At 62.7% G+C, this 21,860-nt stretch carries 21 protein-coding genes; 12 read left to right on the top strand and 9 right to left on the bottom strand.

Annotated elements, in window-relative coordinates; genetic code table 11:
• Nucleotides 1-8: 8 nt before the first annotated feature.
• Entirely contained in the window at nt 9-1,007 is a 999-nt protein-coding gene (locus AACY31_RS08895) for a hydrolase (protein ID WP_339477607.1), read from the top strand.
• Between the two features lie 131 nt (nt 1,008-1,138).
• Here AACY31_RS08895 and AACY31_RS08890 read toward each other — a convergent pair whose 3' ends face one another.
• Together AACY31_RS08890 and AACY31_RS08885 are read right to left on the bottom strand one after the other, a co-directional pair.
• A complete protein-coding gene (locus tag AACY31_RS08890; protein WP_339477610.1) occupies nt 1,139-1,993 on the bottom strand; it encodes a sulfurtransferase in 855 nt (284 codons plus the stop codon).
• Between the two features lie 33 nt (nt 1,994-2,026).
• A complete protein-coding gene (locus AACY31_RS08885; protein WP_003206524.1) occupies nt 2,027-2,698 on the bottom strand; it encodes a TetR/AcrR family transcriptional regulator in 672 nt (223 codons plus the stop codon).
• Between the two features lie 149 nt (nt 2,699-2,847).
• On the opposite strand from AACY31_RS08885, the gene AACY31_RS08880 reads away from it, so the two are divergent.
• From AACY31_RS08880 to AACY31_RS08860, 5 genes are all read left to right on the top strand, one after another.
• Complete coding sequence (locus AACY31_RS08880) at nt 2,848-4,278, top strand: coniferyl aldehyde dehydrogenase (protein WP_339477614.1); 1,431 nt, start codon at nt 2,848-2,850, stop codon at nt 4,276-4,278.
• Between the two features lie 27 nt (nt 4,279-4,305).
• Complete coding sequence (locus AACY31_RS08875; RefSeq protein WP_339477616.1) at nt 4,306-4,851, top strand: twin-arginine translocation pathway signal protein; 546 nt, start codon at nt 4,306-4,308, stop codon at nt 4,849-4,851.
• 85 nt (nt 4,852-4,936) lie between these two features.
• Nucleotides 4,937-6,532: a GMC family oxidoreductase gene (locus AACY31_RS08870; RefSeq protein WP_339504333.1), complete on the top strand. Its 1,596-nt coding sequence runs from the start codon at nt 4,937-4,939 to the stop codon at nt 6,530-6,532.
• A 115-nt stretch (nt 6,533-6,647) separates the two neighbouring features.
• The gene (gene coaD / locus AACY31_RS08865) at nt 6,648-7,127 is read left to right on the top strand and encodes a pantetheine-phosphate adenylyltransferase (protein ID WP_339477621.1); all 480 of its coding nucleotides are present in this window, start codon (nt 6,648-6,650) and stop codon (nt 7,125-7,127) included.
• A 136-nt stretch (nt 7,128-7,263) separates the two neighbouring features.
• On the top strand, nt 7,264-7,515 hold the full coding sequence (locus AACY31_RS08860) for a YfhL family 4Fe-4S dicluster ferredoxin (RefSeq protein WP_003206534.1): 252 nt from the start codon (nt 7,264-7,266) through the stop codon (nt 7,513-7,515).
• 139 nt (nt 7,516-7,654) lie between these two features.
• Here AACY31_RS08860 and AACY31_RS08855 read toward each other — a convergent pair whose 3' ends face one another.
• Genes AACY31_RS08855 through AACY31_RS08845 form a run of 3 tightly spaced genes read right to left on the bottom strand, consistent with a single transcriptional unit; the run spans nt 7,655 to nt 9,689 of the window.
• Entirely contained in the window at nt 7,655-7,975 is a 321-nt protein-coding gene (locus AACY31_RS08855; protein WP_018609455.1) for a hypothetical protein, read from the bottom strand.
• A 55-nt stretch (nt 7,976-8,030) separates the two neighbouring features.
• Nucleotides 8,031-8,843, bottom strand: a complete 813-nt coding sequence (mutM, locus tag AACY31_RS08850; protein WP_339492673.1) for a bifunctional DNA-formamidopyrimidine glycosylase/DNA-(apurinic or apyrimidinic site) lyase — start codon at nt 8,841-8,843, stop codon at nt 8,031-8,033.
• Between the two features lie 30 nt (nt 8,844-8,873).
• Nucleotides 8,874-9,689 carry an HDOD domain-containing protein gene (locus AACY31_RS08845; protein WP_339492682.1) on the bottom strand — a complete coding sequence of 272 codons (816 nt, stop codon included), beginning with the start codon at nt 9,687-9,689 and terminating at the stop codon, nt 8,874-8,876.
• A gap of 232 nt (nt 9,690-9,921) precedes the next feature.
• On the opposite strand from AACY31_RS08845, the gene AACY31_RS08840 reads away from it, so the two are divergent.
• The 4 genes from AACY31_RS08840 to ilvD all read left to right on the top strand — a co-directional run bounded on the left by AACY31_RS08840 (nt 9,922) and on the right by ilvD (nt 15,461).
• Nucleotides 9,922-10,461 carry a type 1 glutamine amidotransferase domain-containing protein gene (locus AACY31_RS08840; RefSeq protein WP_339477629.1) on the top strand — a complete coding sequence of 180 codons (540 nt, stop codon included), beginning with the start codon at nt 9,922-9,924 and terminating at the stop codon, nt 10,459-10,461.
• A gap of 239 nt (nt 10,462-10,700) precedes the next feature.
• On the top strand, nt 10,701-11,897 hold the full coding sequence (locus AACY31_RS08835) for a class I SAM-dependent rRNA methyltransferase (RefSeq protein WP_339477632.1): 1,197 nt from the start codon (nt 10,701-10,703) through the stop codon (nt 11,895-11,897).
• 247 nt (nt 11,898-12,144) lie between these two features.
• Nucleotides 12,145-13,350: an MFS transporter gene (locus tag AACY31_RS08830; RefSeq protein WP_339477636.1), complete on the top strand. Its 1,206-nt coding sequence runs from the start codon at nt 12,145-12,147 to the stop codon at nt 13,348-13,350.
• Nucleotides 13,351-13,619: 269 nt separating this feature from the next.
• On the top strand, nt 13,620-15,461 hold the full coding sequence (gene ilvD, locus AACY31_RS08825) for a dihydroxy-acid dehydratase (protein WP_339477637.1): 1,842 nt from the start codon (nt 13,620-13,622) through the stop codon (nt 15,459-15,461).
• 109 nt (nt 15,462-15,570) lie between these two features.
• On the opposite strand, the gene AACY31_RS08820 is transcribed toward ilvD, so the two are convergent.
• Nucleotides 15,571-16,626 carry a haloacid dehalogenase-like hydrolase gene (locus tag AACY31_RS08820; RefSeq protein WP_339477640.1) on the bottom strand — a complete coding sequence of 352 codons (1,056 nt, stop codon included), beginning with the start codon at nt 16,624-16,626 and terminating at the stop codon, nt 15,571-15,573.
• Between the two features lie 522 nt (nt 16,627-17,148).
• The gene (locus tag AACY31_RS08815; RefSeq protein WP_339477643.1) at nt 17,149-17,661 is read right to left on the bottom strand and encodes a dihydrofolate reductase; all 513 of its coding nucleotides are present in this window, start codon (nt 17,659-17,661) and stop codon (nt 17,149-17,151) included.
• 86 nt (nt 17,662-17,747) lie between these two features.
• Between AACY31_RS08815 and AACY31_RS08810 the strand changes: the two genes are divergently transcribed.
• A complete protein-coding gene (locus AACY31_RS08810) occupies nt 17,748-19,115 on the top strand; it encodes a DUF2868 domain-containing protein (RefSeq protein ID WP_339477646.1) in 1,368 nt (455 codons plus the stop codon).
• A complete protein-coding gene (locus tag AACY31_RS08805; protein WP_339477647.1) occupies nt 19,108-20,481 on the top strand; it encodes a GTPase/DUF3482 domain-containing protein in 1,374 nt (457 codons plus the stop codon). Before AACY31_RS08810 ends, AACY31_RS08805 begins: the two co-directional genes overlap by 8 nt.
• A gap of 140 nt (nt 20,482-20,621) precedes the next feature.
• On the opposite strand, the gene AACY31_RS08800 is transcribed toward AACY31_RS08805, so the two are convergent.
• Nucleotides 20,622-21,113, bottom strand: a complete 492-nt coding sequence (locus AACY31_RS08800; protein ID WP_339477649.1) for a DUF523 domain-containing protein — start codon at nt 21,111-21,113, stop codon at nt 20,622-20,624.
• A gap of 1 nt (nt 21,114) precedes the next feature.
• Nucleotides 21,115-21,747 carry a 2OG-Fe(II) oxygenase gene (locus AACY31_RS08795; RefSeq protein ID WP_339477652.1) on the bottom strand — a complete coding sequence of 211 codons (633 nt, stop codon included), beginning with the start codon at nt 21,745-21,747 and terminating at the stop codon, nt 21,115-21,117.
• Nucleotides 21,748-21,860 lie beyond the last annotated feature (113 nt).

Here is a 21,860-nt window from a genome sequence, read left to right as displayed (position 1 = left end):
TAATAATGATGTCCGCCGCATCCGAACGTTTCGTCCCCGCCCCGGGCCTTGGCAACCCGCATTTGCAAACCTTATGGGGCCCGTTGTGGCGTCAGGCCACACACCTTGAGCGCCAGCGCGAACGCTTGTGGCTCGAAGACGGTGATTTTCTAGACCTTGACTGGCATGGCCCCCACAGCGCCAAGGCGCCATTGGTGCTGGTGCTGCACGGCCTGACCGGCTCTTCCAACTCGCCTTACGTGGCTGGGCTGCAACAGGCCCTTGGTCACCAGGGTTGGGCCAGTGCGGCCCTGAACTGGCGTGGCTGCTCGGGTGAGCCGAACCTGTTGCCCCGCAGCTACCACTCGGGCGTCAGCGAAGACCTGGCCGCCGCCATCACCCACTTGCGCGCCCGACGGCCTTTGGCGCCGCTGTTTGCGGTGGGTTATTCACTGGGCGGCAATGTGCTGCTCAAGCACCTGGGGGAAACCGGCCGCGACAGCCAGTTGCAAGGGGCAGTGGCGGTGTCGGTGCCGTTTCGCCTCGACCAGTGTGCCGATCGCATCGGCCAGGGATTCTCCAGGTTCTACCAGGCGCATTTCATGCGCAAGCTCGTGGCCTATGTGCGCAACAAGCAACGCCAGTTCCAGCACGACGGACGCCAAGAAGGCCTGGCGACCCTGGCGGCGCTTGGCCCGTTGGAAAACATGCGCACCTTCTGGGACTTTGACGGCCGGGTGACGGCGCCGCTGCACGGGTTCTCCGATGCCGCGGATTATTACCGCCGTGCCTCCAGCCGTTATTTCATGGCAGGCATCAGCACGCCGACCCTGGTCATCCAGGCTGCCGACGATCCTTTTGTGTTTCCTCACAGCCTGCCAGAACCGGGCGAATTATCCCCCTCGACCCGGATTGAACTGCACGCCCAGGGCGGGCATGTGGGGTTTGTCGACGGAACCCTGCGGTGCCCGGGGTATTACCTGGAGCGGCGGATTCCCGGTTGGCTGGCCAGCCTGGGGCCCGGCTGAGCGTGATGGTTCATGACCAACACACCCCCCCTGTGTGGGCTTGCTCGCGAAAGCGGTGGGTCGGCGACATTGAAGTTGACTGACACACCGTCTTCGCGAGCAAGCCGGCACACATTGGTTCCGAGTGTTTGTTATTCGCCCTTCGCCACGCCCCGCTGGGGATCATTGATCCACTCACTCCACGAGCCGGCGTACAGCCGCCCCAACGGATAGCCTGCCAGGCACAAGGCAAACAGGTTATGACACGCCGTCACACCGGAGCCGCAATAGGCCACCAGGTCGGCGGGCGAGCGCTCGCCCAGTTTTTCGGCGAAGCGCTGCTTGAGCTGGTCGGCCGGCAAGAAGCGGCCATCGGCGCCCAGGTTGTCGCTGAACGCCGCGCACTGGGCGCCCGGAATATGCCCGGCCACTGGGTCGATCGGCTCGACTTCACCTTTGAAACGCGGCAACGCTCGGGCATCCAGCAGGGTCATGTCCGATTGGCCGAGGCGTTGTTGCAGCGCTTGGGCGCTGAGCACCAAGCTCGCATCCGGTGCCCCGCTGAAGGTCCCGCGACTGTTCTGCGGCGGATCCAGGCTCAAGGGCAAGCCGGCGGCATGCCAGGCCTTGAGTCCACCGTCGAGGATGTACACGCCATCGCGCTTGCCCAGCCAGGCCAGCAACCACCAGGCCCGCGCGGCATAGGCGCCGGGACCGTCGTCGTACAGCACAACATCGCTGTCGTTATCGATCCCCCAGGCCTTGAGGCGCTCGATCAACGCCTCGGGCTCCGGCAGCGGATGACGCCCGGTCACACCTTTGGTCACCGCCCCGCTCAGGTCGCGCTCAAGGTCCGCGAACGATGCGCCGGCGATGTGGCCCTCGGCATAACTGCGCTGACCGTAATCCGGGTCTTCCAGGGCAAAACGGCAATCGAGGATGACCACCCCGGGCTGTGCCCGCCGCTCTTCGAGGGCTTGAGGGCTGATGAGTTGCGCAATGGGCATGGTGAACTCCTGTGGCTAAGTCGGGGGTCGGTCCTACTGCCCTTCCTCCAGGGTCTGGGCCAGGGGGACGTAATACTCTTTGAACAATGCATCCACCTCTTCGCGGGCCTGATCGGTCACAAAACCGGCCTCCAACACCAGTACCTGATACACGCCACGCTTGATGGCCTGCTCGCTCAGGTGGCTGAAGTTTTCCCGCGTGGTGCACAGGAACCGCACCCAGGACGTGAGGATGATCCAGGCATTGAGCGTCAGGGACTCGATCTGCACCCGGTCCATCTTCAGGATGCCGGCGGCAACAAAGCCCTCATAAATAGCAGTGCCATGAATCAGGCTGCGCTGGGAAAAACGTCGATAGCGCGCCGCAAGGTCCGGATCGCTGTCGAGCAGATGCTCCAGGTCCCGGTGCAGAAAACGGTAGCGCCACATGGCCGCCAACAGCTCCTGCAAATAGAAGCGCTTATCCTCCACCGTAGCCGCACGGCCCTGGGGCGGGCGCAAGAAGCTGTCCACCAGGTTTTCATACTCACTGAACAACACGGCGATGATCGCCTGCTTGTTGGGGAAGTGGTAATAGAGGTTGCCTGGGGACATGTCCATGTGGGCGGCAATGTGGTTGGTGCTGACGCTGCGCTCGCCTTGCTGGTTGAACAGCTCGAGGCTGTTTTGCACGATGCGCTCGCTGGTTTTCATTCGTGGGGCCATGGTTTGGGCTTTAATTCGACGAAGGCATTGATCGGCATCTTACGACCTATCGGTCACAGGAAAAACCCATCGCCGTTACGGATGCCATTGACTTTATAGAGTATAAGCTCTAAAAAAACACCCACTCTAATAATGTCCGGTGCCCGACGATGCCTGCCGACGTTGCCTATCTGCACGAGTCTCAACAACAACTGAACGAGCTGCGGTCGCTCTTCGATGCTCAGCGCCAGGCCTACGCCGTCCATCCGATGCCACCGGCCGAACAACGCCGACAATGGCTCAAGGCACTGCGCGAGGTATTGAGCAACGAACGACAAGCCTTGATCGACGCCATCAGCCAGGATTTCAGCCACCGCAGCGGCGACGAAACACTGCTGGCCGAGTTGATGCCGAGCCTGCACGGTATCCATTATGCCAGCCGACATCTCCAGGGCTGGATGAAACCCTCCCGGCGCAAGGTGGGCATGGCCTTCCAGCCGGCATCGGCCAAAGTGGTGTACCAACCGTTGGGCGTGGTCGGGGTCATCGTGCCGTGGAACTACCCGTTGTTCCTGGCCATCGGGCCGCTGACGGGAGCGCTGGCGGCGGGCAACCGGGTGATGCTCAAGCTCAGCGAAGCGACACCGGCCACCGGCCTGCTGCTCAAGCAACTGCTGGCCCGGGTCTTTCCCCAGGACCTGGTGTGCGTGGTGCTTGGCGAGGCGGAGGTCGGCATGGCGTTTTCCAAGCTGCCCTTCGATCACTTGCTGTTCACCGGCGCCACCAGCATCGGCAGACATGTCATGCGTGCCGCTGCCGAAAACCTGACCCCGGTCACTCTTGAGCTGGGTGGAAAGTCGCCGGCCATCGTGTCGACCGATGTGCCGCTCAAGGACGCCGCCGAACGCATCGCTTTCGGCAAGAGCCTGAATGCCGGGCAAACCTGTGTCGCCCCGGACTACGTGCTGGTACCGCAGAACCGCGTCGGAGAGTTCGTGGAGGCCTATCGCGAGGCGATTCGCGGGTTTTATCCGACCCTGACGGACAACCCGGACTACACCGCCGTGATCAACGAACGACAGCTGTCGCGGCTCAACGGCTACATCAGCGACGCCACCAGCAAGGGCGCGTTGCTGATCGCGTTGTTCGAGCACGGCCAAGGCCGTCGCATGGCCCATAGCCTGCTGCTCAACGTCAACGATGAGATGACCGTCATGCAGGACGAGATCTTCGGCCCGTTATTGCCCATCGTGCCCTATGAGCATCTGGACCAGGCGTTTGCCTACATCAATCAGCGACCCCGCCCCCTGGCGCTCTACTACTTTGGCTACAACAAGGCCGAACAGAATCGCGTGCTCCACGAAACCCATTCCGGCGGCGTCTGCTTGAACGACACGCTGCTGCACGTCGCCCAGGATGACTTGCCGTTTGGCGGCATCGGGCCCTCGGGAATGGGGCATTACCACGGGCATGAGGGCTTCCTGACCTTCAGCAAGGCCAAGGGCGTGCTGACCAAACAGCGGTTCAACGCAGCGAAGCTGATTTACCCCCCTTACGGCAAACCTTTGCAGAAACTGATCCAGAAGCTGTTTGTCCGCTGACACGTCTCTTCCCGGGTAATCACAATAATGAACCCAAGCCTCACCGATACACCCGCGCTGTCCCGGCGCGGCCTGCTGAAGTTCGGCCTCGGCGCCAGCGCCTTCCTGGCCACCGTCGGTGTGGGCGCCAGCCTGAGCGGTTGCTCGCCAAGCCAAGCGGCCAACGGCCTGGCGGCCCTGCGCGACAGCGACCTGCCATTTTTACGCAGCGTCATCCCTGTGATGCTCGACGGCGCAGTGGCCGTCGGACAGATCCCCGCCGCCACCGACGCGACCCTGCAAAGCCTGGACAGCAGCCTGGCCCACCTGTCCCCCGCCATGCTCAAGCTCACGCGTCAGCTGTTCGACGTGCTCACGCTGGGCATTACCCGCGGGCCACTGACCGGCGTCTGGGGCTCGTGGGAAAACGCCAACGCCGATGACATCTGCCAGTTCCTCGGACGGTGGGAAAACAGTTCGCTGGACCTGCTGCGACAAGGCCATAGCTCGTTGCTGCAACTGGTGATGATGGCCTGGTACAACCGGCCCGAGGCCTGGGCGCATTGCGGGTATCCAGGGCCGCCAACGGTCTGAAAACCAAGTTAAACCCAGTGGGAGCGAGCAGGCTCGCTCCCACTGGGTTCCTCTTCATCGACATAACAATAAGAGAGTCCTGAACATGCCCGTACCCGATCCCTTCCGCGAAGGCCTGGCCCGCGGCTGGACCACCTACAACGGCGCGCAACTGACCCAGGACCTGACCTTGGAAGCGGACGTGGCCATCGTCGGCAGCGGTGCTGGCGGCGGCACCACGGCAGAAATTCTCAGCGCTGCTGGCTACCGCGTGTTGCTGATCGAGGAAGGTCCGCTCAAGACCAGTCATGACTTCACGCTGCTCGAAGACCAAGCCTATAGCAGCCTGTATCAGGAAGGCCTCGGGCGCATGAGCAAGGACGGCGCCATCACCATTCTCCAGGGCCGGGCTGTCGGTGGCACGACGCTGATCAATTGGACCTCCAGCTTCCGCACGCCCGACCAGACCCTCGACCACTGGGCCGCCGAGCACAACGTCAAGGGACACGGCCGCGCTGAAATGGCCCCCTGGTTTGCGCAGATGGAACAACGCCTGGGCGTGGCGCCGTGGTTGATTCCGCCCAATGCCAACAACGATGTGATCCGCAAAGGTTGTGAACAATTGGGCTATGCCTGGCACGTCATCCCGCGCAACGTACGCGGCTGCTGGAACCTGGGCTATTGCGGCATGGGCTGCCCGACCAACGCCAAGCAGTCGATGCTGGTCACCACCATCCCGGCCACACTGGACAAGGGCGGAGCGCTGCTTTACCTGGCGCGGGCCGAGCGTCTGACGATCAAAAACGATGCCGTCATCGGCCTCGAGTGCCACGCCATGGACGAACGTTGCGTGGCGCCGACCGGGCGGCGCATCACCGTCCAGGCGCGGCATTACGTGCTGGCGGGCGGCGGCATCAATAGCCCCGGATTGCTGCTGCACTCCGATGCGCCAGACCCGCATGAACGCGTGGGCAAGCGCACCTTCCTGCACTTGGTGAACATGTCCGCCGGGCAGTTCGACGAGGTCATCAACCCGTTCTACGGCGCACCGCAATCGATTTACTCCGATCACTTCCAATGGCAGGACGGAACCACCGGCAAAATGTCCTACAAGCTCGAGGTCCCGCCCTTGCACCCGGCCCTGGCCGCGACGCTATTGGGCGGGTTCGGCCCCGAGAACGCTTTGCACATGTCCCGGCTGCCCCATACCCACGCCATGCTGGCGCTGTTGCGCGACGGTTTTCATCCAGACAGCCCCGGCGGCAGCGTCCAATTGCGCAGCGACGGCACGCCCGTGCTCGATTATCCCGTGACTCCGTATGCCTGGGATGGCTTGCGCCGGGCCTTCCACAGCATGGCCGAGATCCAGTTTGCTGGCGGCGCCAAGGCGGTCATGCCCTTGCACAGCGATGCCCGCTACGTAAAGACTCTGGCTGAAGCCCGCACACTGATCGACGGACTTGACCTGGCTTTGTACCGCACACGCCTGGGCAGCGCCCACGTGATGGGCGGTTGCGCCATGGGTGAAGACCCAAAAACCGCCGTCGCCGACAGCCTTGGCCGCCATCACCAACTGGGCAACCTGTCGATCCATGACGGCTCGCTGTTCCCCACCAGCATCGGCGCCAACCCGCAATTATCGGTGTACGGGCTGACCGCGCAATTGGCGACAGCCCTGGCCGAACGCCTGAAAAACCCATGAATAGCCGGATTATTCGCACCGTCTATAGTGCTTTCTTACGCAACAGCCGACTTGGCCGACCGAGAAGGCTGCGATACCATCCGACTCCCCAACGGACTCCCGCCAGGACGACGCGATGAACCGAGTGTTGTACCCAGGTACCTTCGACCCTATTACCAAGGGCCATGGCGATCTGGTCGAACGCGCCGCGCGCCTGTTCGACCATGTGATCATTGCCGTTGCCGCCAGCCCGAAGAAAAACCCGCTGTTCCCGCTGGAACAACGTGTGGAACTGGCCCGCGAGGTCACCAAGCACCTGCCCAACGTGGAAGTGGTCGGTTTCTCGACGCTTTTGGCGCACTTTGCCAAGGAAAAGAACGCCAATGTGTTCCTGCGCGGCCTGCGGGCGGTCTCGGACTTCGAGTACGAGTTCCAATTGGCCAACATGAACCGCCAATTGGCACCGGACGTCGAGAGCCTGTTCCTGACGCCGTCGGAGCGTTATTCCTTCATTTCCTCGACCCTGGTACGGGAAATCGCCGCCTTGGGCGGTGATATCACCCAGTTCGTCCACCCGGCCGTGGCCGATGCGCTGACCCTGCGCTTCAAGAAATAACCTGCGGACTGCGACTCGCTTCGCAGCCCGGCGCAGCGCAGTCCATCGCGCCCGCGTGCACTGCGCTCGCCAATGCGGCACAATTGCGCCCATACGTTTTCAGATGCCCGGGCCCAACGCCCCGGCAGGAGCCTGCATGTCCCTGATCATCACCGACGACTGCATCAATTGCGACGTCTGCGAACCCGAATGCCCGAACGAGGCCATTTCCCAAGGCGAAGAGATCTACGTCATCGACCCGAACTTGTGCACCCAGTGCGTCGGCCATTACGACGAACCCCAGTGCCAGCAGGTCTGCCCGGTGGATTGCATCCCTCTGGACGAGGCTCATCCGGAAACTGAAGAACAGCTGATGGCGAAATATCGCAAGATTACTGGCAAGGCTTGAGCCAGGTGCTTTTGTAGCGTCTTTGCCGGCCTCTTCGCGAGCAAGCCCGCTCCCACAAGAATCGACCGTGTTCACCTTGTGGGAGCGGGCTTGCTCGCGAAGAGGCCCTCAGCCACCACCCAGATGTAACTATTGACCTTCACTCCTGCCGCTCAAACCCCTCCCCAATACACCCCAGGCACCGCACAAACGTGGCCTTCGCCGGGTCCACCACCAGCGCCTTGCCCGCATCGCCTACCCCGCCGCCCAGCGCGGTAAAGGGCAACGACACCACGAATGCTCCGGCGCCAATCACTGTGGCGGCGAGCAGCAGCGGACGGGCAATCAGCAGATCGCCGATCATGGCGAAGGCCGGTGGGTTCTGGATGGTGTAGCGCGGATCGCCGCTGCCGTCGCTTGCCAGGGCAGGCAAACCGACACTCAGCAGGAGCGCTAGAACGACAGGTCGAAGCAGTTTCATCGGGCGATCCTTCAGCTAAATCGGTATGACTACTGACTATAGACCGTAGGACCGATCAGCTCTGGCAGCGCGGACACCAGACGCTCGCACGCTGGCCCAGGCGGATTTCCCGCAGACCCGTGCCACACACTTTGCACAGCTCCCCGCCCCGGCCGTAGACGAACAGTTCCTGCTGGAAATAGCCGGGCTGGCCATCCCCGCCGATAAAGTCCCGCAGCGTGGTGCCACCGCGCTCGATGGCATGGACGAGGATGCGCTTGATCTCGATCGCCAGCTTCAGGTAACGCGCCCGGGAAATGCCTCCGGCGGCCCGGCGCGGGTCGATCCCGGCGGCGAACAGGGCCTCGGTCGCGTAGATATTGCCCACCCCCACCACCACCGCGTTGTCCATGATGAACGGCTTGACCGCCATGGACCGCCCTCGCGAAAGCTGGAACAACCGTTCGCCATCGAACAGGTCGGTCAACGGCTCGGGACCAAGGCGAATCAACAGCTCGTGATTGAACGGGTCCAGGCTCCAGAGCATCGCACCAAACCGTCGAGGGTCGGTGTAGCGCAAAGCCAGGCCGGACTCCAGCTCGATGTCCACGTGCTCGTGCTTGGCGGCAGGCATGCCGACCTCCACCAAGCGCAGATTGCCGGACATGCCCAGGTGGCTGATCAACGTGCCGACCTCGGCATTGATCAACAGGTACTTGGCCCGCCGATCCACTTGCACGATGCGCTGGCCCGAAAGCCGCACGTCGAGATCTTCCGGGATCGGCCAGCGCAGGCGGCGGTCGCGGACCACCACGCGACTGACCCGCTGGCCTTCAAGGTGAGGCGCGATTCCGCGACGGGTGGTTTCGACTTCAGGCAGTTCTGGCATGAGGCTCTCGAGTCAGGCGAAGCACCGCACTCAACGATTGGCGAGGTCGCGAATTTCCTGTTTCTGGGTCTGGAAGTCGTATTCCGACAAACCGATGTAATCGAGCACAAGCCTGCCGACGCAATTCCACTCGTGGTCTTCGGTCTGATTGCCGAGCACCCGGTGGGACGCACAGATGTTCTCGGACATTTTCAGGATCGCCAGCAGGTTCTTCAGCGGGCTGTTGTTGCGTGAAGACTCGTCGCTGAAGATCGCCAGGGCATTGTGGTGGTTGGCGATGGCCTGGCTGACGTGATCCGGCAGGCGCCAGGATTTGGAGGTGTAGTAACCGACCACGGCATGGTTGGTGTTGAACACGCGGTTCTCGGTGTCCACCACCCGACACTCGGCGCTGGCATTGGCATAGGCCTCTTCCAGCACGCCCATGTAGTTGGGGAACTGCTTGAGCATCAACGGCACGCCGCAGTCGTGGAACAACCCCAGCGCATAGGCTTCGTCACCGTTCTCCAGGCCGACGCGCTTGGCCAGGGTCAGGCAGGTCATCGCCACATCCTGGGCGGTATCCCAGAAGCGGTTCAGAGTGACGATGGCGTCGTCGTGCAGCTCGCCCTTGATCGACTGCGCATTGATCAGGTTGATGATCGAACGGCTGCCCAGCAGGTTCACCGCGCGCTGGATCGAGGTGATCTTGTTGCGCAGGCCGTAGTACGGCGAGTTGACGATCTTGAGCAAGGCCCCGGAGAGACCAGGATCTTGGGAGATCAGCTTGGCGATGGTCTCCAGGTCCGGGTCGGGCATGTACTGCTCCATCTGCAGGTCCACCATGATCTGCGGCTGGGGTGGCACGCTGATGCCTTGCAAGGACTGTTGGATCTGTTCGGCGGAAAGCTCTTTGGACATGAGTACACACTCCGGGTCAGGCGCAGATTCTAACCCTTAAAGATGGATCCGATACACCGCCGGGTAGATCGACGGAACTTTCCTTCAGGCATCGGCTTCGGACTTTACAGGGCCGACAGTCAAGCCTGCATAAAGGCTTGAGTCGGCAGCCCAGCCACTCAGCTTGAGGAGATTTTTCATGCCCGGCTCCCTGAACAACAAACGTGTCGCCATCCTCGTGACCGACGGTTTTGAACAGGCCGAACTGACCGCCCCCCAACAGGCCCTGGAACAGGCCGGCGTCAAGGTGGACATCGTTTCGGCCCGCGAAGGCCAGGTCAAAGGTTGGAACCATGACCAGCCGGCCGACGACTTCCGGATCGACCTGACGTTCAAGGCCGCCAATGTCGAGCAGTACGACGCCGTGGTGCTGCCCGGTGGCGTGCAGAACTCCGACACCATCCGCATCGACGCCGATGCCCAGAAACTGGTCAAGGGCTTCGAGGCGGCGGGCAAGACCATTGCGGTGATTTGCCATGGTGGCTGGCTGCTGGTGTCGAGCGGGCTGGTCAAGGGCAAGACCATGACCAGCTACAAAAGCCTCAAGGATGACCTGGTCAACGCCGGCGCGAACTGGGTCGATAAGGAAGTGGTCAAGGACGGCACGTTGATCAGCAGCCGCCAGCCCGACGACATCCCGGCGTTCAACCGCGAGTTGATCAGCGCGTTGTCCGCCTGAGCCTGCTGCGCTCTGTAGGAGCTGGCGAAGCCTGCGACCTTTTGATCTTGATCTTGATCTTTCGCTTACGATTCAAGTGTCTGGGGCAAGATCGCAGCCTCGTTTCACTCGACAGCTCCTACATAGCTTCTACATAGCTTCTACGGCTAAGCGAGTGTGCTTGCTCACCGCATGTCCACCGCAAGCCCCGCCAGGGTTGCAACACGGTATACTCCCGCTCTTTTTTCCGGAGCGACGTCATGTCCCTGCCTAGCCTGCGCCTCAAAGCCAATGCCGACCGTCGCCTGCGCGCCGGCCACCTGTGGGTCTACAGTAACGAAATCGACGTAGCCGCCACCCCGCTGCACGGCTTCAAGGCCGGCGACCAGGCCATCCTCGAAGCCGCCGGCGGCAAGCCGCTGGGCATCGTTGCGATGAGCCCCAACAACCTGATCTGCGCCCGGCTGCTGTCCCGTGACGTGAAGCTGGCGCTGGACAAGTCCCTGCTGGTGCATCGCCTCAACGTGGCGCTGTCCCTGCGCGAGCGGCTGTTCGACAAGCCGTTCTATCGCCTGGTCTACGGTGACTCCGACCTGTTGCCAGGCCTGGTGGTCGACCGTTTCGGCGACATCCTGGTGGTGCAGATCGCCTCTGCCACCATGGAAGCCCACAAGGACGACGTGATCGCGGCCCTGACCCAGGTGCTCAAGCCCAGCGGCATCCTGTTCAAGAACGACTCCGCGGCCCGTGACGCCGAAGGCCTGAACCGCTACGTCGAGACCGTGTTCGGCCTGGTGCCGGAATGGGTCGCCCTGGAAGAGAACGGCGTGAAGTTCGAAGCGCCGGTCATGCAAGGCCAGAAAACCGGCTGGTTCTACGACCACCGCATGAACCGCGCACGCCTGGCCCCGTACGCCAAGGGCAAGCGCGTACTGGACCTGTTCAGCTATATCGGTGGCTGGGGCGTGCAAGCCGCGGCGTTCGGCGCCAGTGAAGTGTTCTGCGTCGATGCCTCGGCCTTCGCCCTCGACGGTGTCGAGCGCAACGCCGCGTTGAACGGCCTCGCCGAGAAGCTGACCTGCATCGAAGGCGACGTGTTCGAGGCCCTGAAGGAACTCAAGGCCAGCGAAGAACGTTTCGACGTGATCGTGGCCGACCCACCCGCTTTCATCAAACGCAAGAAAGACCTGAAAAACGGTGAAGGCGCCTATCGCCGTCTCAATGAGCAGGCCATGCGCCTGCTCAGCAAGGACGGCATCCTGGTCAGCGCGTCGTGCTCGATGCACCTGCCCGAAGACGATCTGCAAAACATCCTGCTGACCAGCGCCCGCCACCTGGACCGCAACATTCAACTGCTCGAACGTGGCGGCCAGGGGCCAGACCATCCGGTACACCCGGCCATTGCCGAAACCCGCTACATCAAGAGCATCACCTGCCGGTTGTTGCCCAACAGCTGAGGCCGGGCGGGGCCAGGGCCATAGCGCTGCGCCCCGCACACTCGAATTGCATTCCGATCGCAGCCTTGGCTGCGATTTTTTTGCGCGCAGGAATAAGGCCCCAGCGCAAAAAGTTAACAAGTAGCAAACGTCTGTAGGAGCCTCCCCACGCAATTACCAGAGCCTTCCTACTCAATCTCCCCCGCGTCTGGCAGGCATGACGTATTAGGATTGAAAGCGACCCTCAGGTACGCCTTGGAACTGTTCGATGACTGATCCGCAAAACCACCTGACCGCACGCAAACCTGCCACCATCGCCCTATTGCTGACCCTGACATTGCTCGGCGTCTTTCCAATCGATGTCGTGCTGCCTTCGTTCCCCGCCCTGTCCGAGCACTTTGAACGTCCATCCTCGGACATTGCCCTGTCTGTCAGCCTCTACGCGGTGGGGATCGCCCTTTCGCAACTGCTGGTCGGCCCACTCTCCGACACCATGGGGCGAAAGAACCTGCTGTTGATCGGGATCATCGTTGCAGCCATCGGCGCAACAGGTTGCGTGCTCACCGACGGTTACGGGGCGTTTCTGTTCTTCCGTATCGTCCAAGCCTTGGGATGCGGTTGTTTGGTGCTGTCCCAGGCGCTGATCCAAGACCTGTTCACTGGCCGGGAACAGCAGCAACTGCGGATATTCCTGGTCACCTGCGGAGGGGTTTTCATTTCCGTTTCGCCCCTGGCCGGCACCGGGCTGCAAAGTTGGATGGGCTGGCGTGGCAGCTTTCTGGTGTTCATTGCCCTGGCAATGGGGGCATTCGTAAGCACCTGTCATTTACTTGAACGCTGCGCGGCAGACCGCCAACCCAGGGGGCTGGGTTTCATCGCAGCCTATCGAAAGGTCTGCCGTGACTTCAGCTTCATGGCCTATTGGCTGACCTCGGCGCTGGCTTTTTCCTGCCATTTCTCGTTCATTGTCATTTCGCCATTGGTCTTGATCGACCAGTTGCACCTCTCGCCCGAGGCTTTTTCACTGGCGCTGCTGGGCTATGGCTTGGCCTACATTGGCGGGGGAGCGGTGGCGACCGTGTTGAGCAATCGCATCGACTCGCAGACACAAATCAACATCGGCCTGGGCCTGATTCTCTCGGCGGGGGGCCTGATGCTGGGGCTCTCCAGCCACCTGGGCTTGTCGGTTACCACCTTGCTGCTGCCCATGATCGTGTGCACCACCGGAACCACCATTGCCCGCGCAGCCGCCCACACCCAAGCCATGAATAGATTTCCCGAGCAAGCCGGCACATCGGCCTCGGCCGGTAGCGTGCTGATCTTCATCGTTGGCGGGCTGACCAGTGCCGCGATTAGCCTCACCCCGCTGGATTTGCAAGTCACCCTGGCCCTCTGCCTGGTCCTGCTCAGCCTGTTGGGACTGGCACTCAATGCCCTGGTCCGGCATCGCTACAGGGGGCTGCTGACCGGCTGACCCCTGCCAGTCGTCATCCCACGCACGACATTGGCGCCCGATCAGCGCTTTGCGTCATTTCATCCTGGCGCCAGCGGTGTAGAATCGCGACATTCATCGCCATTCATCCCCGGCGGGTTTATGAGCTCATGCTGAGGCGCGCAGCGATCCTGCAAAGTCATCAGCCACGTCCGGACACACGGCCAAACCCGGGTGTTCCAGACGTCGACAGAAGCTCACTTCCCCATTGATACCTGATAAGTACCTGATTTAGCCGCCCGGAGTGCTCCATGCCTGATTACCGCTCGAAAACATCCACCCATGGCCGCAACATGGCCGGCGCCCGTGCCTTGTGGCGCGCCACGGGGATGAAGGATGACGACTTCAAGAAGCCGATCATCGCCATTGCCAACTCCTTCACCCAGTTCGTACCGGGCCACGTCCACCTCAAGGACCTCGGCCAGCTGGTTGCCCGGGAAATCGAGCGCGTCGGCGGCGTGGCCAAGGAATTCAACACCATCGCCGTGGACGACGGCATCGCCATGGGTCACGACGGCATGCTCTATTCGCTGCCGAGCCGCGAGATCATCGCCGACTCCGTCGAATACATGGTCAACGCCCATTGCGCCGACGCCATCGTATGCATTTCCAACTGCGACAAGATCACCCCGGGCATGCTCATGGCCGCCCTGCGCCTGAACATCCCGGTGATCTTCGTCTCCGGCGGCCCGATGGAAGCCGGCAAGACCAAGCTCGCCAGCCACGGTCTCGACCTGGTCGACGCCATGGTCATCGCCGCCGACTCCAGCGCCTCTGACGAGAAGGTCGCCGAGTACGAGCGCAGCGCCTGCCCGACCTGCGGTTCGTGCTCCGGCATGTTCACCGCCAACTCGATGAACTGCCTGACCGAAGCCCTGGGCCTCGCGCTGCCGGGCAACGGTTCGACCCTGGCCACCCACAGCGATCGCGAACAGCTGTTCCTGCAGGCTGGTCGGACCATCGTCGAGCTGTGCAAGCGCTACTACGGTGAAAACGACGAGTCGGTGTTGCCGCGCAACATCGCCAACTTCAAGGCGTTCGAAAACGCCATGACCCTGGACATCGCCATGGGCGGTTCCACCAACACCATCCTGCACTTGCTGGCCGCTGCCCAGGAAGCCGAGATCGATTTCGACCTGCGCGACATCGACCGCCTGTCCCGTCACGTGCCGCAACTGTGCAAGGTCGCGCCGAACATCCAGAAGTACCACATGGAAGACGTGCACCGCGCCGGCGGGATCTTCAGTATCCTCGGTTCCCTGGCCCGTGGCGGCCTGTTGCACACCGACCTGCCGACCGTACACAGCAAGACCATGGCCGAAGGCATCGCCAAGTGGGACATCACCCAGACCACCGACGAGGCCGTGCACCACTTCTTCAAGGCCGGCCCGGCGGGCATCCCGACGCAAACTGCGTTCAGCCAGTCGACCCGTTGGGAAACCCTGGACGACGACCGTGAAAACGGCTGCATCCGCAGCGTCGAGCACGCGTATTCCAAGGAAGGTGGCCTGGCCGTGCTGTATGGCAACATCGCCCTGGATGGCTGCGTGGTGAAAACCGCCGGCGTCGACGAGTCGATCCATGTGTTCGAAGGCAACGCGAAGATTTTCGAAAGCCAGGACAGTGCCGTGCGCGGCATCCTCGCTGACGAAGTGAAGGCCGGTGACATCGTGATCATTCGCTACGAAGGTCCGAAAGGCGGCCCGGGCATGCAGGAAATGCTCTACCCAACCTCCTACCTGAAGTCCAAAGGACTGGGCAAAGCCTGCGCCTTGCTGACCGATGGCCGGTTCTCCGGCGGCACCTCGGGCCTGTCCATCGGCCACGCTTCGCCGGAGGCTGCGGCTGGCGGCGCCATCGGCCTGGTACGGGACGGCGACAAGGTCCTGATCGACATTCCGAACCGCTCGATCAACCTGTTGATCAGCGACGAAGAATTGGCCGGGCGCCGCCTCGAACAGGACAACAAGGGCTGGAAACCGGTGGAAGTGCGTCCACGCAAAGTCACCACGGCCCTCAAGGCCTACGCCCTGCTCGCCACCAGTGCCGACAAGGGCGCGGTGCGTAACAAGGCAATGCTCGACGGTTTGTAAGCATCAATAGCCGTAGTAAAAATGCCCTGGAGCTGCCGCAGGCTGCGATCTTTTCCGTACCGCTTGGATTTCAAGCGAAAGATCAAAAGATCGCAGGCTTCGCCAGCGCCTACTGGATGTCTTGCGGCTTGACGATCACCCAATTCTTGTCCGCCGTCACCGACAGTCCTTCCTTGGCCTGGGCGGCAGCGTGCTTGGCCATCATGCCGTTAATCTGGGTCATGTATTTGTCCTTGCGGTTGATCCACAGGTGGATACCGCCCTTGGCCACGTCCACATCGTGGAACAGCATATAGCCGTCACTGCTCGGCGTGTCACCGGCCACTAGCACCGGTTTTTTCCATTGATCGATGTACGTCAGGATCGCTGAGTGCTTGCCGGCCATCCAGGTCGCCGGGGTCCACAGGTAAGGCGTGTACTCCAGGCCAAGGTTGGCCTTCTCGTCATATTTACCCGCCGTGATTTGCTTGCGAGCAGTGGTCAGCTCGCCGGTCTTGCGGTCCTTGAGCAGCGTGGTCACGCCGATCACGTTCTGCGGCTTGAGGTTGTAGCCATACTTCGGATCCGAGGCGACCATGCGTACCAGCTCTTCGGAAGCGGCGGTCATGACATAGACCTCGATGCCGTTTTCCATCAGCTTGTTGTACAGCTCGGTCTGGCCGGTGAAGATTTTCGGCGGATTGACGTTGTAGTTGACCACTTTGTCGCCGTCGTAATACGTGGTCGGCACTGGTTTGCCGGACGCCATCAACTCGTCGACGTAGCCCTTGAGTTCCTTGAGGGTAAAGCCGGAAAACACCTGAGCCACCCACGGGTAGCAGACCATGTCGTCCACTTCGCATAGGCGGTAGTAGTAGCTGAACAGGCTTTCCTTGTGATCGGCGGTGTCCTTGAACGGCATCAGCTTCAAGGACGGGTCCAGGGTTTCCCGGGTGATGAGGCCCTTGTTCTCCATGAACGGCAGCAACGACTCTTCCAGATCGTTGCGGTAGCTGGTGTTGTCCATGTCGAACACCGCGTAGTTACCCTTGTTAGCGTTGGCCGCGATCATCGCCTCCAGGGCCTTGGCTTGTTCCACCGGCCAGTGTTTGAGGTCGGTGGCGAGTGCCTGGCCAGCGAGACCAAGACTCAAGGCGACAGCGAAAAAACGAGGTACAAACTTCATCGGCATTTCTCCCGGGTGCAAAAAACTCGACGCTAGCAAATGCTCGTGACAGCTCTCACCTGTCCACGACCGCTTGCGTCTTCATAGCGCCAGCGACATATCCGTAAACGTCACCGCCATGCTCCATAAACGACAATATACATACACCTTTCGTATTAATGCATTAGTTATCAGGCTATTAGGCTCCCCGGTTCGCAGTCGCGGCTTCAGGCGACTGGCACCCGCCTTATCGAAGATTTGTTGCGCTGTGGGCGCTGGTGGCGATCGTGATCGTAGTTCGGCCGGGGTGGCCGGGGTCGGTGCTGGCGCGACGTTCGCCGGGGTGGCCGGGGTCGGTGCTGGCGCGACGTTCGCCGCGCTGATCGTGCTGCCGGCCATGGGCTTGCCGGTCTCGCTGGTCGCCTTAACTTGGTGGCGCCTGGTAGATCGCCTTCGCGAGCAAACCGGCTCCCACAGTCGACCGATTTTCCCTGATAGAACTCGGTTAACTGTGGGAGCGGGCTTGCTCGCGAAGCTTTTGCTTTAGAGCTTTTCCCACACCTCAAAGCTGTAGGCCGGCTTGTCCCCTTCGGCCGGATTCGGCTGGCTCGAGACCAGCGTCCACAGGCTCGCATCAAATGCCGGGAACCACGCATCCCCTTCCGGGCTCAGCGCCACGCGGGTCAGGTACAGTCGATCCGCCTGCTCCAGGGCCTGGGCGTACAGTTGGGCGCCGCCGATCAGCATCAACTCGTCGACACCCTGTTCCAGCGCCCACGCCTCGGCCCGCGCCACCGCGGCCTCCAGGGTGGAGAATACTTGCGCGCCCTCCAGCACCAGACCCGGCTGACGGCTGACCACGATGTTCAGGCGTCCCGGCAGCGCTCGACCGAGGGAATCCCAGGTCTTGCGCCCCATGATGATCGGCTTGCCCAAGGTGGTGGCCTTGAAGTATTTGAAATCCCCCGGCAGGTGCCAGGGCATGCTGTTGTCGACGCCAATCACACGGTTTTCACCGAGGGCTGCGATCAGGCTTAAAGGGAGAGTTTTGTTCATGGCCGCGAGGATACCAGAGGCCCGGCGTACCCCGACAGGCGTCACAGCGGTTATGCTCAACCCTCATTCGAGCAACGGAAACCCCCGTGACAGCACTGCAGAACCTCTGGTTGACCGAGACGATACGCCTGCGTGAAGAACACGCCGGCCCGCTCGAAGACCAGCAAGCCAATCGCCTGGCCCGTGTGGCCGGCGGCGACTTAGCCACGCGCATCCACCACCGCGCCCGCTGCCTGGCCGAGCGCGATGGCCTCACCGAGGCCCTGCGCCATTGGCTGCAAGGGGCACGACTGGCGCTGATCGCATTGGCGCTGCTCGCCGTCATCAGCGGCGCCGGCCTGGGCTTTGCCGCACTCGGCGACGGGCAGGCACCGGTCAATGTGTTCTGGGCCTTGGGCAGTCTGTTGGGGCTGAACCTGATCCTGCTCATCGGCTGGGCCTTGGGCCTGATATTCGCTGGCGAGCAAGGTGCCACGCTGGGACGCCTGTGGCTGTGGCTCAGCGAAAAACTCGCCCGCGACGCCAAGGCCGCCCAACTGGCGCCAGCCCTGCTGCTGTTGCTGCAACGGCACAAACTCAATCGCTGGGCCCTCGGCGTGCTGGTCAATGGCCTGTGGCTGCTGGCGATGCTCAGCGCGCTGGTCATCGTCCTGCTGCTGATGGCGACCCGGCGCTATGGCTTCGTCTGGGAAACCACTCTTCTTGGCAGCGAGACCTTCGTCGCCATGACCCAGGCCCTCGGCACACTGCCCGCGCTGCTGGGCTTCAGCGTGCCGACGGTGGAAATGATCCGCGCCAGTGGCGATGCCGCCCTGAACATTGAGAGCGCCCGCCAGGCCTGGGCTGCCTGGCTGGTCGGTGTGCTGCTGGTCTATGGCCTGTTGCCGCGTGTGTGCCTGGCACTGCTGTGCCTGTGGCGCTGGCGGCGCGGCCGCACCACGCTGCGCCTGGACTTGAACCTGCCGGGCTACGCCCAATTGCGTGAACGGCTGATGCCCAGCAGCGAGCGACTGGGCGTCAACGACGCCGCCCCCGCGCAATTGCATTCCATCGAAAATGCTGTCAGTGCCCTGAACAGCGACGGTGCGCTGCTGGTGGCAATCGAGTTGGACGATCGAACCTGGCCGCCCAAGCTGCCCGAAACCGTGAAAAGCGCCGGCGTTCTCGACAGCCGCGAGTCTCGCCACAAACTCCTCGAACAGCTGTCACGCTTTCCGCCGGCACGACTGGCAATTGCCTGCGACCCACGCCGTTCACCGGACCGCGGCAGCCTGGCACTGATCGCCGAGCTGGCCCGCAGCGCCAGCGCCACCCGCGTCTGGCTGTTGCAGGCGCCGCCCGGTGAGGCGCTGGACGCCGAGCGCCTGGGCGACTGGCACACCGCGCTGCAACAGTTGCAGTTGCCCTTCGCCGACTGCATGCCCTTGAACTGGCTGGAGACCGGCCATGACTGAGCCCATGAAGCCGCTGAGACTGGCGGTGGTCGGCCACACCAATGTGGGCAAGACCTCGCTGCTGCGTACCTTGACCCGCGACGTCGGCTTCGGCGAGGTGTCCCATCGCCCGAGCACCACCCGGCATGTCGAGGGTGCGCGCCTGTCGGTAGACGGCGAAGCGCTGCTGGAACTGTACGACACGCCGGGCCTGGAGGACGCCATCGCCCTGCTCGATTACCTCGAGCGCCTGGAGCGCCCAGGCGAACGCCTGGACGGCCCGGCACGCCTGGCCCGCTTCCTCGAGGGCAGCGAAGCACGGCAACGCTTCGAACAGGAAGCCAAAGTGCTGCGACAACTGCTCGCCAGCGACGCCGGGCTATATGTGATCGATGCCCGGGAGCCGGTGCTGGCCAAGTACCGCGATGAGTTGGAAGTCCTCGCCAGTTGTGGCAAGCCGCTGCTGCCGGTGTTGAATTTCGTCAGCAGCACCCACCATCGCGAGCCCGACTGGCGCGAAGCCCTGGCGCGATTGGGGCTGCACGCCCTGGTGCGCTTTGACAGCGTTGCCCCACCCGAGGACGGCGAGCGGCGCCTGTATGAGAGCCTCGCGCTGTTGCTGGAAAGCGCCCGTGGGCAACTGGAACGCCTGGTCACCGACCAACAGGCCCAACGCCTGGCCCGCCAGCAGAGCGCGGCGCGTTTGATCGCCGAACTGCTGATCGACTGCGCCGCCTGCCGACGCAGCGTCGCCAGCGACGCCGAACTGGAACGCCAGGCCATTACTGAGCTGCGCAACGCGGTGCGTCAGCGCGAACAGCGTTGTGTCGAGGCCCTGCTCAAGCTCTATGCTTTCCGTCTCCAGGACGCCGCCGCCAGCGACCTGCCACTGCTCGACGGGCGTTGGGGCGACGACCTGTTCAACCCCGAGACCCTCAAGCAACTGGGCGTACGCGTCGGTGGCGGAATCGCGGCGGGTGCGGCGGCCGGGGCCGGCGTGGATTTGCTGGTGGGCGGCCTGACCCTTGGCGCCGCCGCCCTGGCCGGGGCCATTGTCGGCGGCACCCTGCAAACCGCCCGCAGCTATGGCAACCGGCTGATGGGCAAGCTCAAGGGGCAACGGGAATTGACGGTGGACGACAGCGTGCTGCGCCTGTTGGCCCTGCGCCAACGCCAACTGCTGCAAGCCCTCAACCAGCGCGGCCATGCGGCGATGGACAGCATCCGCATCGCCACGCCCCAGGACCAGACTTGGCGCGAAGGCAAGCTGCCCGAAGTCTTGAACAAGGCGCGGGCGCATCCGCAATGGTCATCCCTGAATGCTCAACCGCGATTGAGCCAGGCCGAGCGTCAGGAGCAGATTGAGCAGTTGGCCGCGCAGCTATAGCCCTGTCGCAAGCGATTTTGTGGGAGCAAGGCTTGCCCGCGATGAAATCGATGCGGTCTTTCAGAGACCCAGGCGCCTGTATCGCGGGCAGCCTTGCTCCCACAGAGAGTCCCTGCCGCAGAGCGCGACGCGGCTCAAGGTTATTCGTTGTTCAAGGCCTGGAGAGCCGCCGCCGCTTCAGGCAACTCCAGCTCACTGAACACCTTCACGCCATGCCGCTTGAGCAACGCCGCCGTCACGCCTGCGCCACTGACCTTCACACCGCTAAACGTTCCGTCATAGGTCAGCACATTGCCGCACGACGGGCTGTTGGCCTTGAGCACGGCGATACGGATGTCGTGTTCACGCACCCGCTCCAATGCTTGATACGCGCCTGACAGGAACTGCGCGCTCACATCCTCGCCGTCGGTGGTGATGACCCGTGCCTGGCCGTCGAGCACTTGCCCGCCCTGCCCACCCGGAATCTCCGCCGCCGCCCGAGGCGTAGGCAAGCCGCCGGCGACTTCCGGGCACAGCGGCACGATCCGGCCCTCGTCGAGCCACTGCTGAAGTTGATCGAACGGCCCGCTGGCACCGCCGTCGTAACGCACGCGATGCCCGAGCAGGCAGCGACTGACCAGGATCTTTTCCATCTCAGAACAACTCGTTGCCACGACGGCGGAACCAACCGGTTAAGGACAGGCGATCACGCATGGCCGGCAGTACTTCATGGGGAATGTCCCCCGACAGGAACACCACCAGGCAACCGCCGATGGGCTCCACGTCCTGTTCCAGGTTTTCGTCCAGGTACATGCGCAACTGGCCGCCGTGTTCCGGCAACCAATCGTCGTTGAGGTAGAGCACCGCCGACACCATGCGTCGGTCGTCATCGCGGAAGCGGTCGACGTGCCTGAGGTAGAACGCGCCGGGTGGATAGAGGGCAAAGTGACTTTCGAAGTCTTCCAGGCCCAGGAACAGCCCGCGATTCATCGCCTCGCGCAGGCTGTCCATCAGCGCCAGGTAATGATCGCAGGCTTGCGCCTGGCCGGGTTCGATCCACTGGATGTGATCACCCCGAATCCCTTCGCGGATCTCCGAGAATGGTCCACGTCCAACCGCTGCCGGGGCCAGTTCGCCCTCGGCTGCACGCTGGCGGCATTCGGCCGCCAGGGCGCGAGTCAGCGCATCCGGCAGGAAGAGGTTCTGCTGCGACCAGCCACGCTCGGCCAGGTCGTCGACGATACGTAACAGCAGCGGGTGATCAGAAGGTATTTGCATGGCGCGCATAGTATGCCTGTGCCTGCAAAACCGACAGCGCCACGCAGCGGGTTCGCTGCGTCAGTTTGCTGCGTCAAATTGCACCGCCGTATGAACTTGATACGAATTCTCGACAAGACCCC

This window comes from Pseudomonas sp. RL_105y_Pfl2_101 (assembly GCF_963970585.1).
In the GTDB taxonomy this organism is placed as follows: Bacteria; Pseudomonadota; Gammaproteobacteria; order Pseudomonadales; family Pseudomonadaceae; genus Aquipseudomonas.
The sequence above is the reverse complement of the archived record's forward strand: the minus strand, read 5'-3'. Positions and strand labels throughout refer to the sequence as shown.

What these genes read in the sequence shown, in the direction of transcription:
- AACY31_RS08890 (WP_339477610.1), bottom strand. Translation starts at nt 1,993, where the DNA reads ATGCCCATTGCGCAACTCATCAGCCCTCAAGCCCTCGAAGAGCGGCGG.
- AACY31_RS08830 (WP_339477636.1), top strand. Translation starts at nt 12,145, where the DNA reads ATGACTGATCCGCAAAACCACCTGACCGCACGCAAACCTGCCACCATC.
- AACY31_RS08880 (WP_339477614.1), top strand. Translation starts at nt 2,848, where the DNA reads ATGCCTGCCGACGTTGCCTATCTGCACGAGTCTCAACAACAACTGAAC.
- AACY31_RS08870 (WP_339504333.1), top strand. Translation starts at nt 4,937, where the DNA reads ATGCCCGTACCCGATCCCTTCCGCGAAGGCCTGGCCCGCGGCTGGACC.
- mutM (WP_339492673.1), bottom strand. Translation starts at nt 8,843, where the DNA reads ATGCCAGAACTGCCTGAAGTCGAAACCACCCGTCGCGGAATCGCGCCT.
- ilvD (WP_339477637.1), top strand. Translation starts at nt 13,620, where the DNA reads ATGCCTGATTACCGCTCGAAAACATCCACCCATGGCCGCAACATGGCC.
- AACY31_RS08895 (WP_339477607.1), top strand. Translation starts at nt 9, where the DNA reads ATGTCCGCCGCATCCGAACGTTTCGTCCCCGCCCCGGGCCTTGGCAAC.
- AACY31_RS08820 (WP_339477640.1), bottom strand. Translation starts at nt 16,626, where the DNA reads ATGAAGTTTGTACCTCGTTTTTTCGCTGTCGCCTTGAGTCTTGGTCTC.
- AACY31_RS08860 (WP_003206534.1), top strand. Translation starts at nt 7,264, where the DNA reads ATGTCCCTGATCATCACCGACGACTGCATCAATTGCGACGTCTGCGAA.
- AACY31_RS08795 (WP_339477652.1), bottom strand. Translation starts at nt 21,747, where the DNA reads ATGCGCGCCATGCAAATACCTTCTGATCACCCGCTGCTGTTACGTATC.
- AACY31_RS08840 (WP_339477629.1), top strand. Translation starts at nt 9,922, where the DNA reads ATGCCCGGCTCCCTGAACAACAAACGTGTCGCCATCCTCGTGACCGAC.
- coaD (WP_339477621.1), top strand. Translation starts at nt 6,648, where the DNA reads ATGAACCGAGTGTTGTACCCAGGTACCTTCGACCCTATTACCAAGGGC.
- AACY31_RS08855 (WP_018609455.1), bottom strand. Translation starts at nt 7,975, where the DNA reads ATGAAACTGCTTCGACCTGTCGTTCTAGCGCTCCTGCTGAGTGTCGGT.
- AACY31_RS08805 (WP_339477647.1), top strand. Translation starts at nt 19,108, where the DNA reads ATGACTGAGCCCATGAAGCCGCTGAGACTGGCGGTGGTCGGCCACACC.
- AACY31_RS08885 (WP_003206524.1), bottom strand. Translation starts at nt 2,698, where the DNA reads ATGGCCCCACGAATGAAAACCAGCGAGCGCATCGTGCAAAACAGCCTC.
- AACY31_RS08800 (WP_339477649.1), bottom strand. Translation starts at nt 21,113, where the DNA reads ATGGAAAAGATCCTGGTCAGTCGCTGCCTGCTCGGGCATCGCGTGCGT.
- AACY31_RS08835 (WP_339477632.1), top strand. Translation starts at nt 10,701, where the DNA reads ATGTCCCTGCCTAGCCTGCGCCTCAAAGCCAATGCCGACCGTCGCCTG.
- AACY31_RS08875 (WP_339477616.1), top strand. Translation starts at nt 4,306, where the DNA reads ATGAACCCAAGCCTCACCGATACACCCGCGCTGTCCCGGCGCGGCCTG.
- AACY31_RS08815 (WP_339477643.1), bottom strand. Translation starts at nt 17,661, where the DNA reads ATGAACAAAACTCTCCCTTTAAGCCTGATCGCAGCCCTCGGTGAAAAC.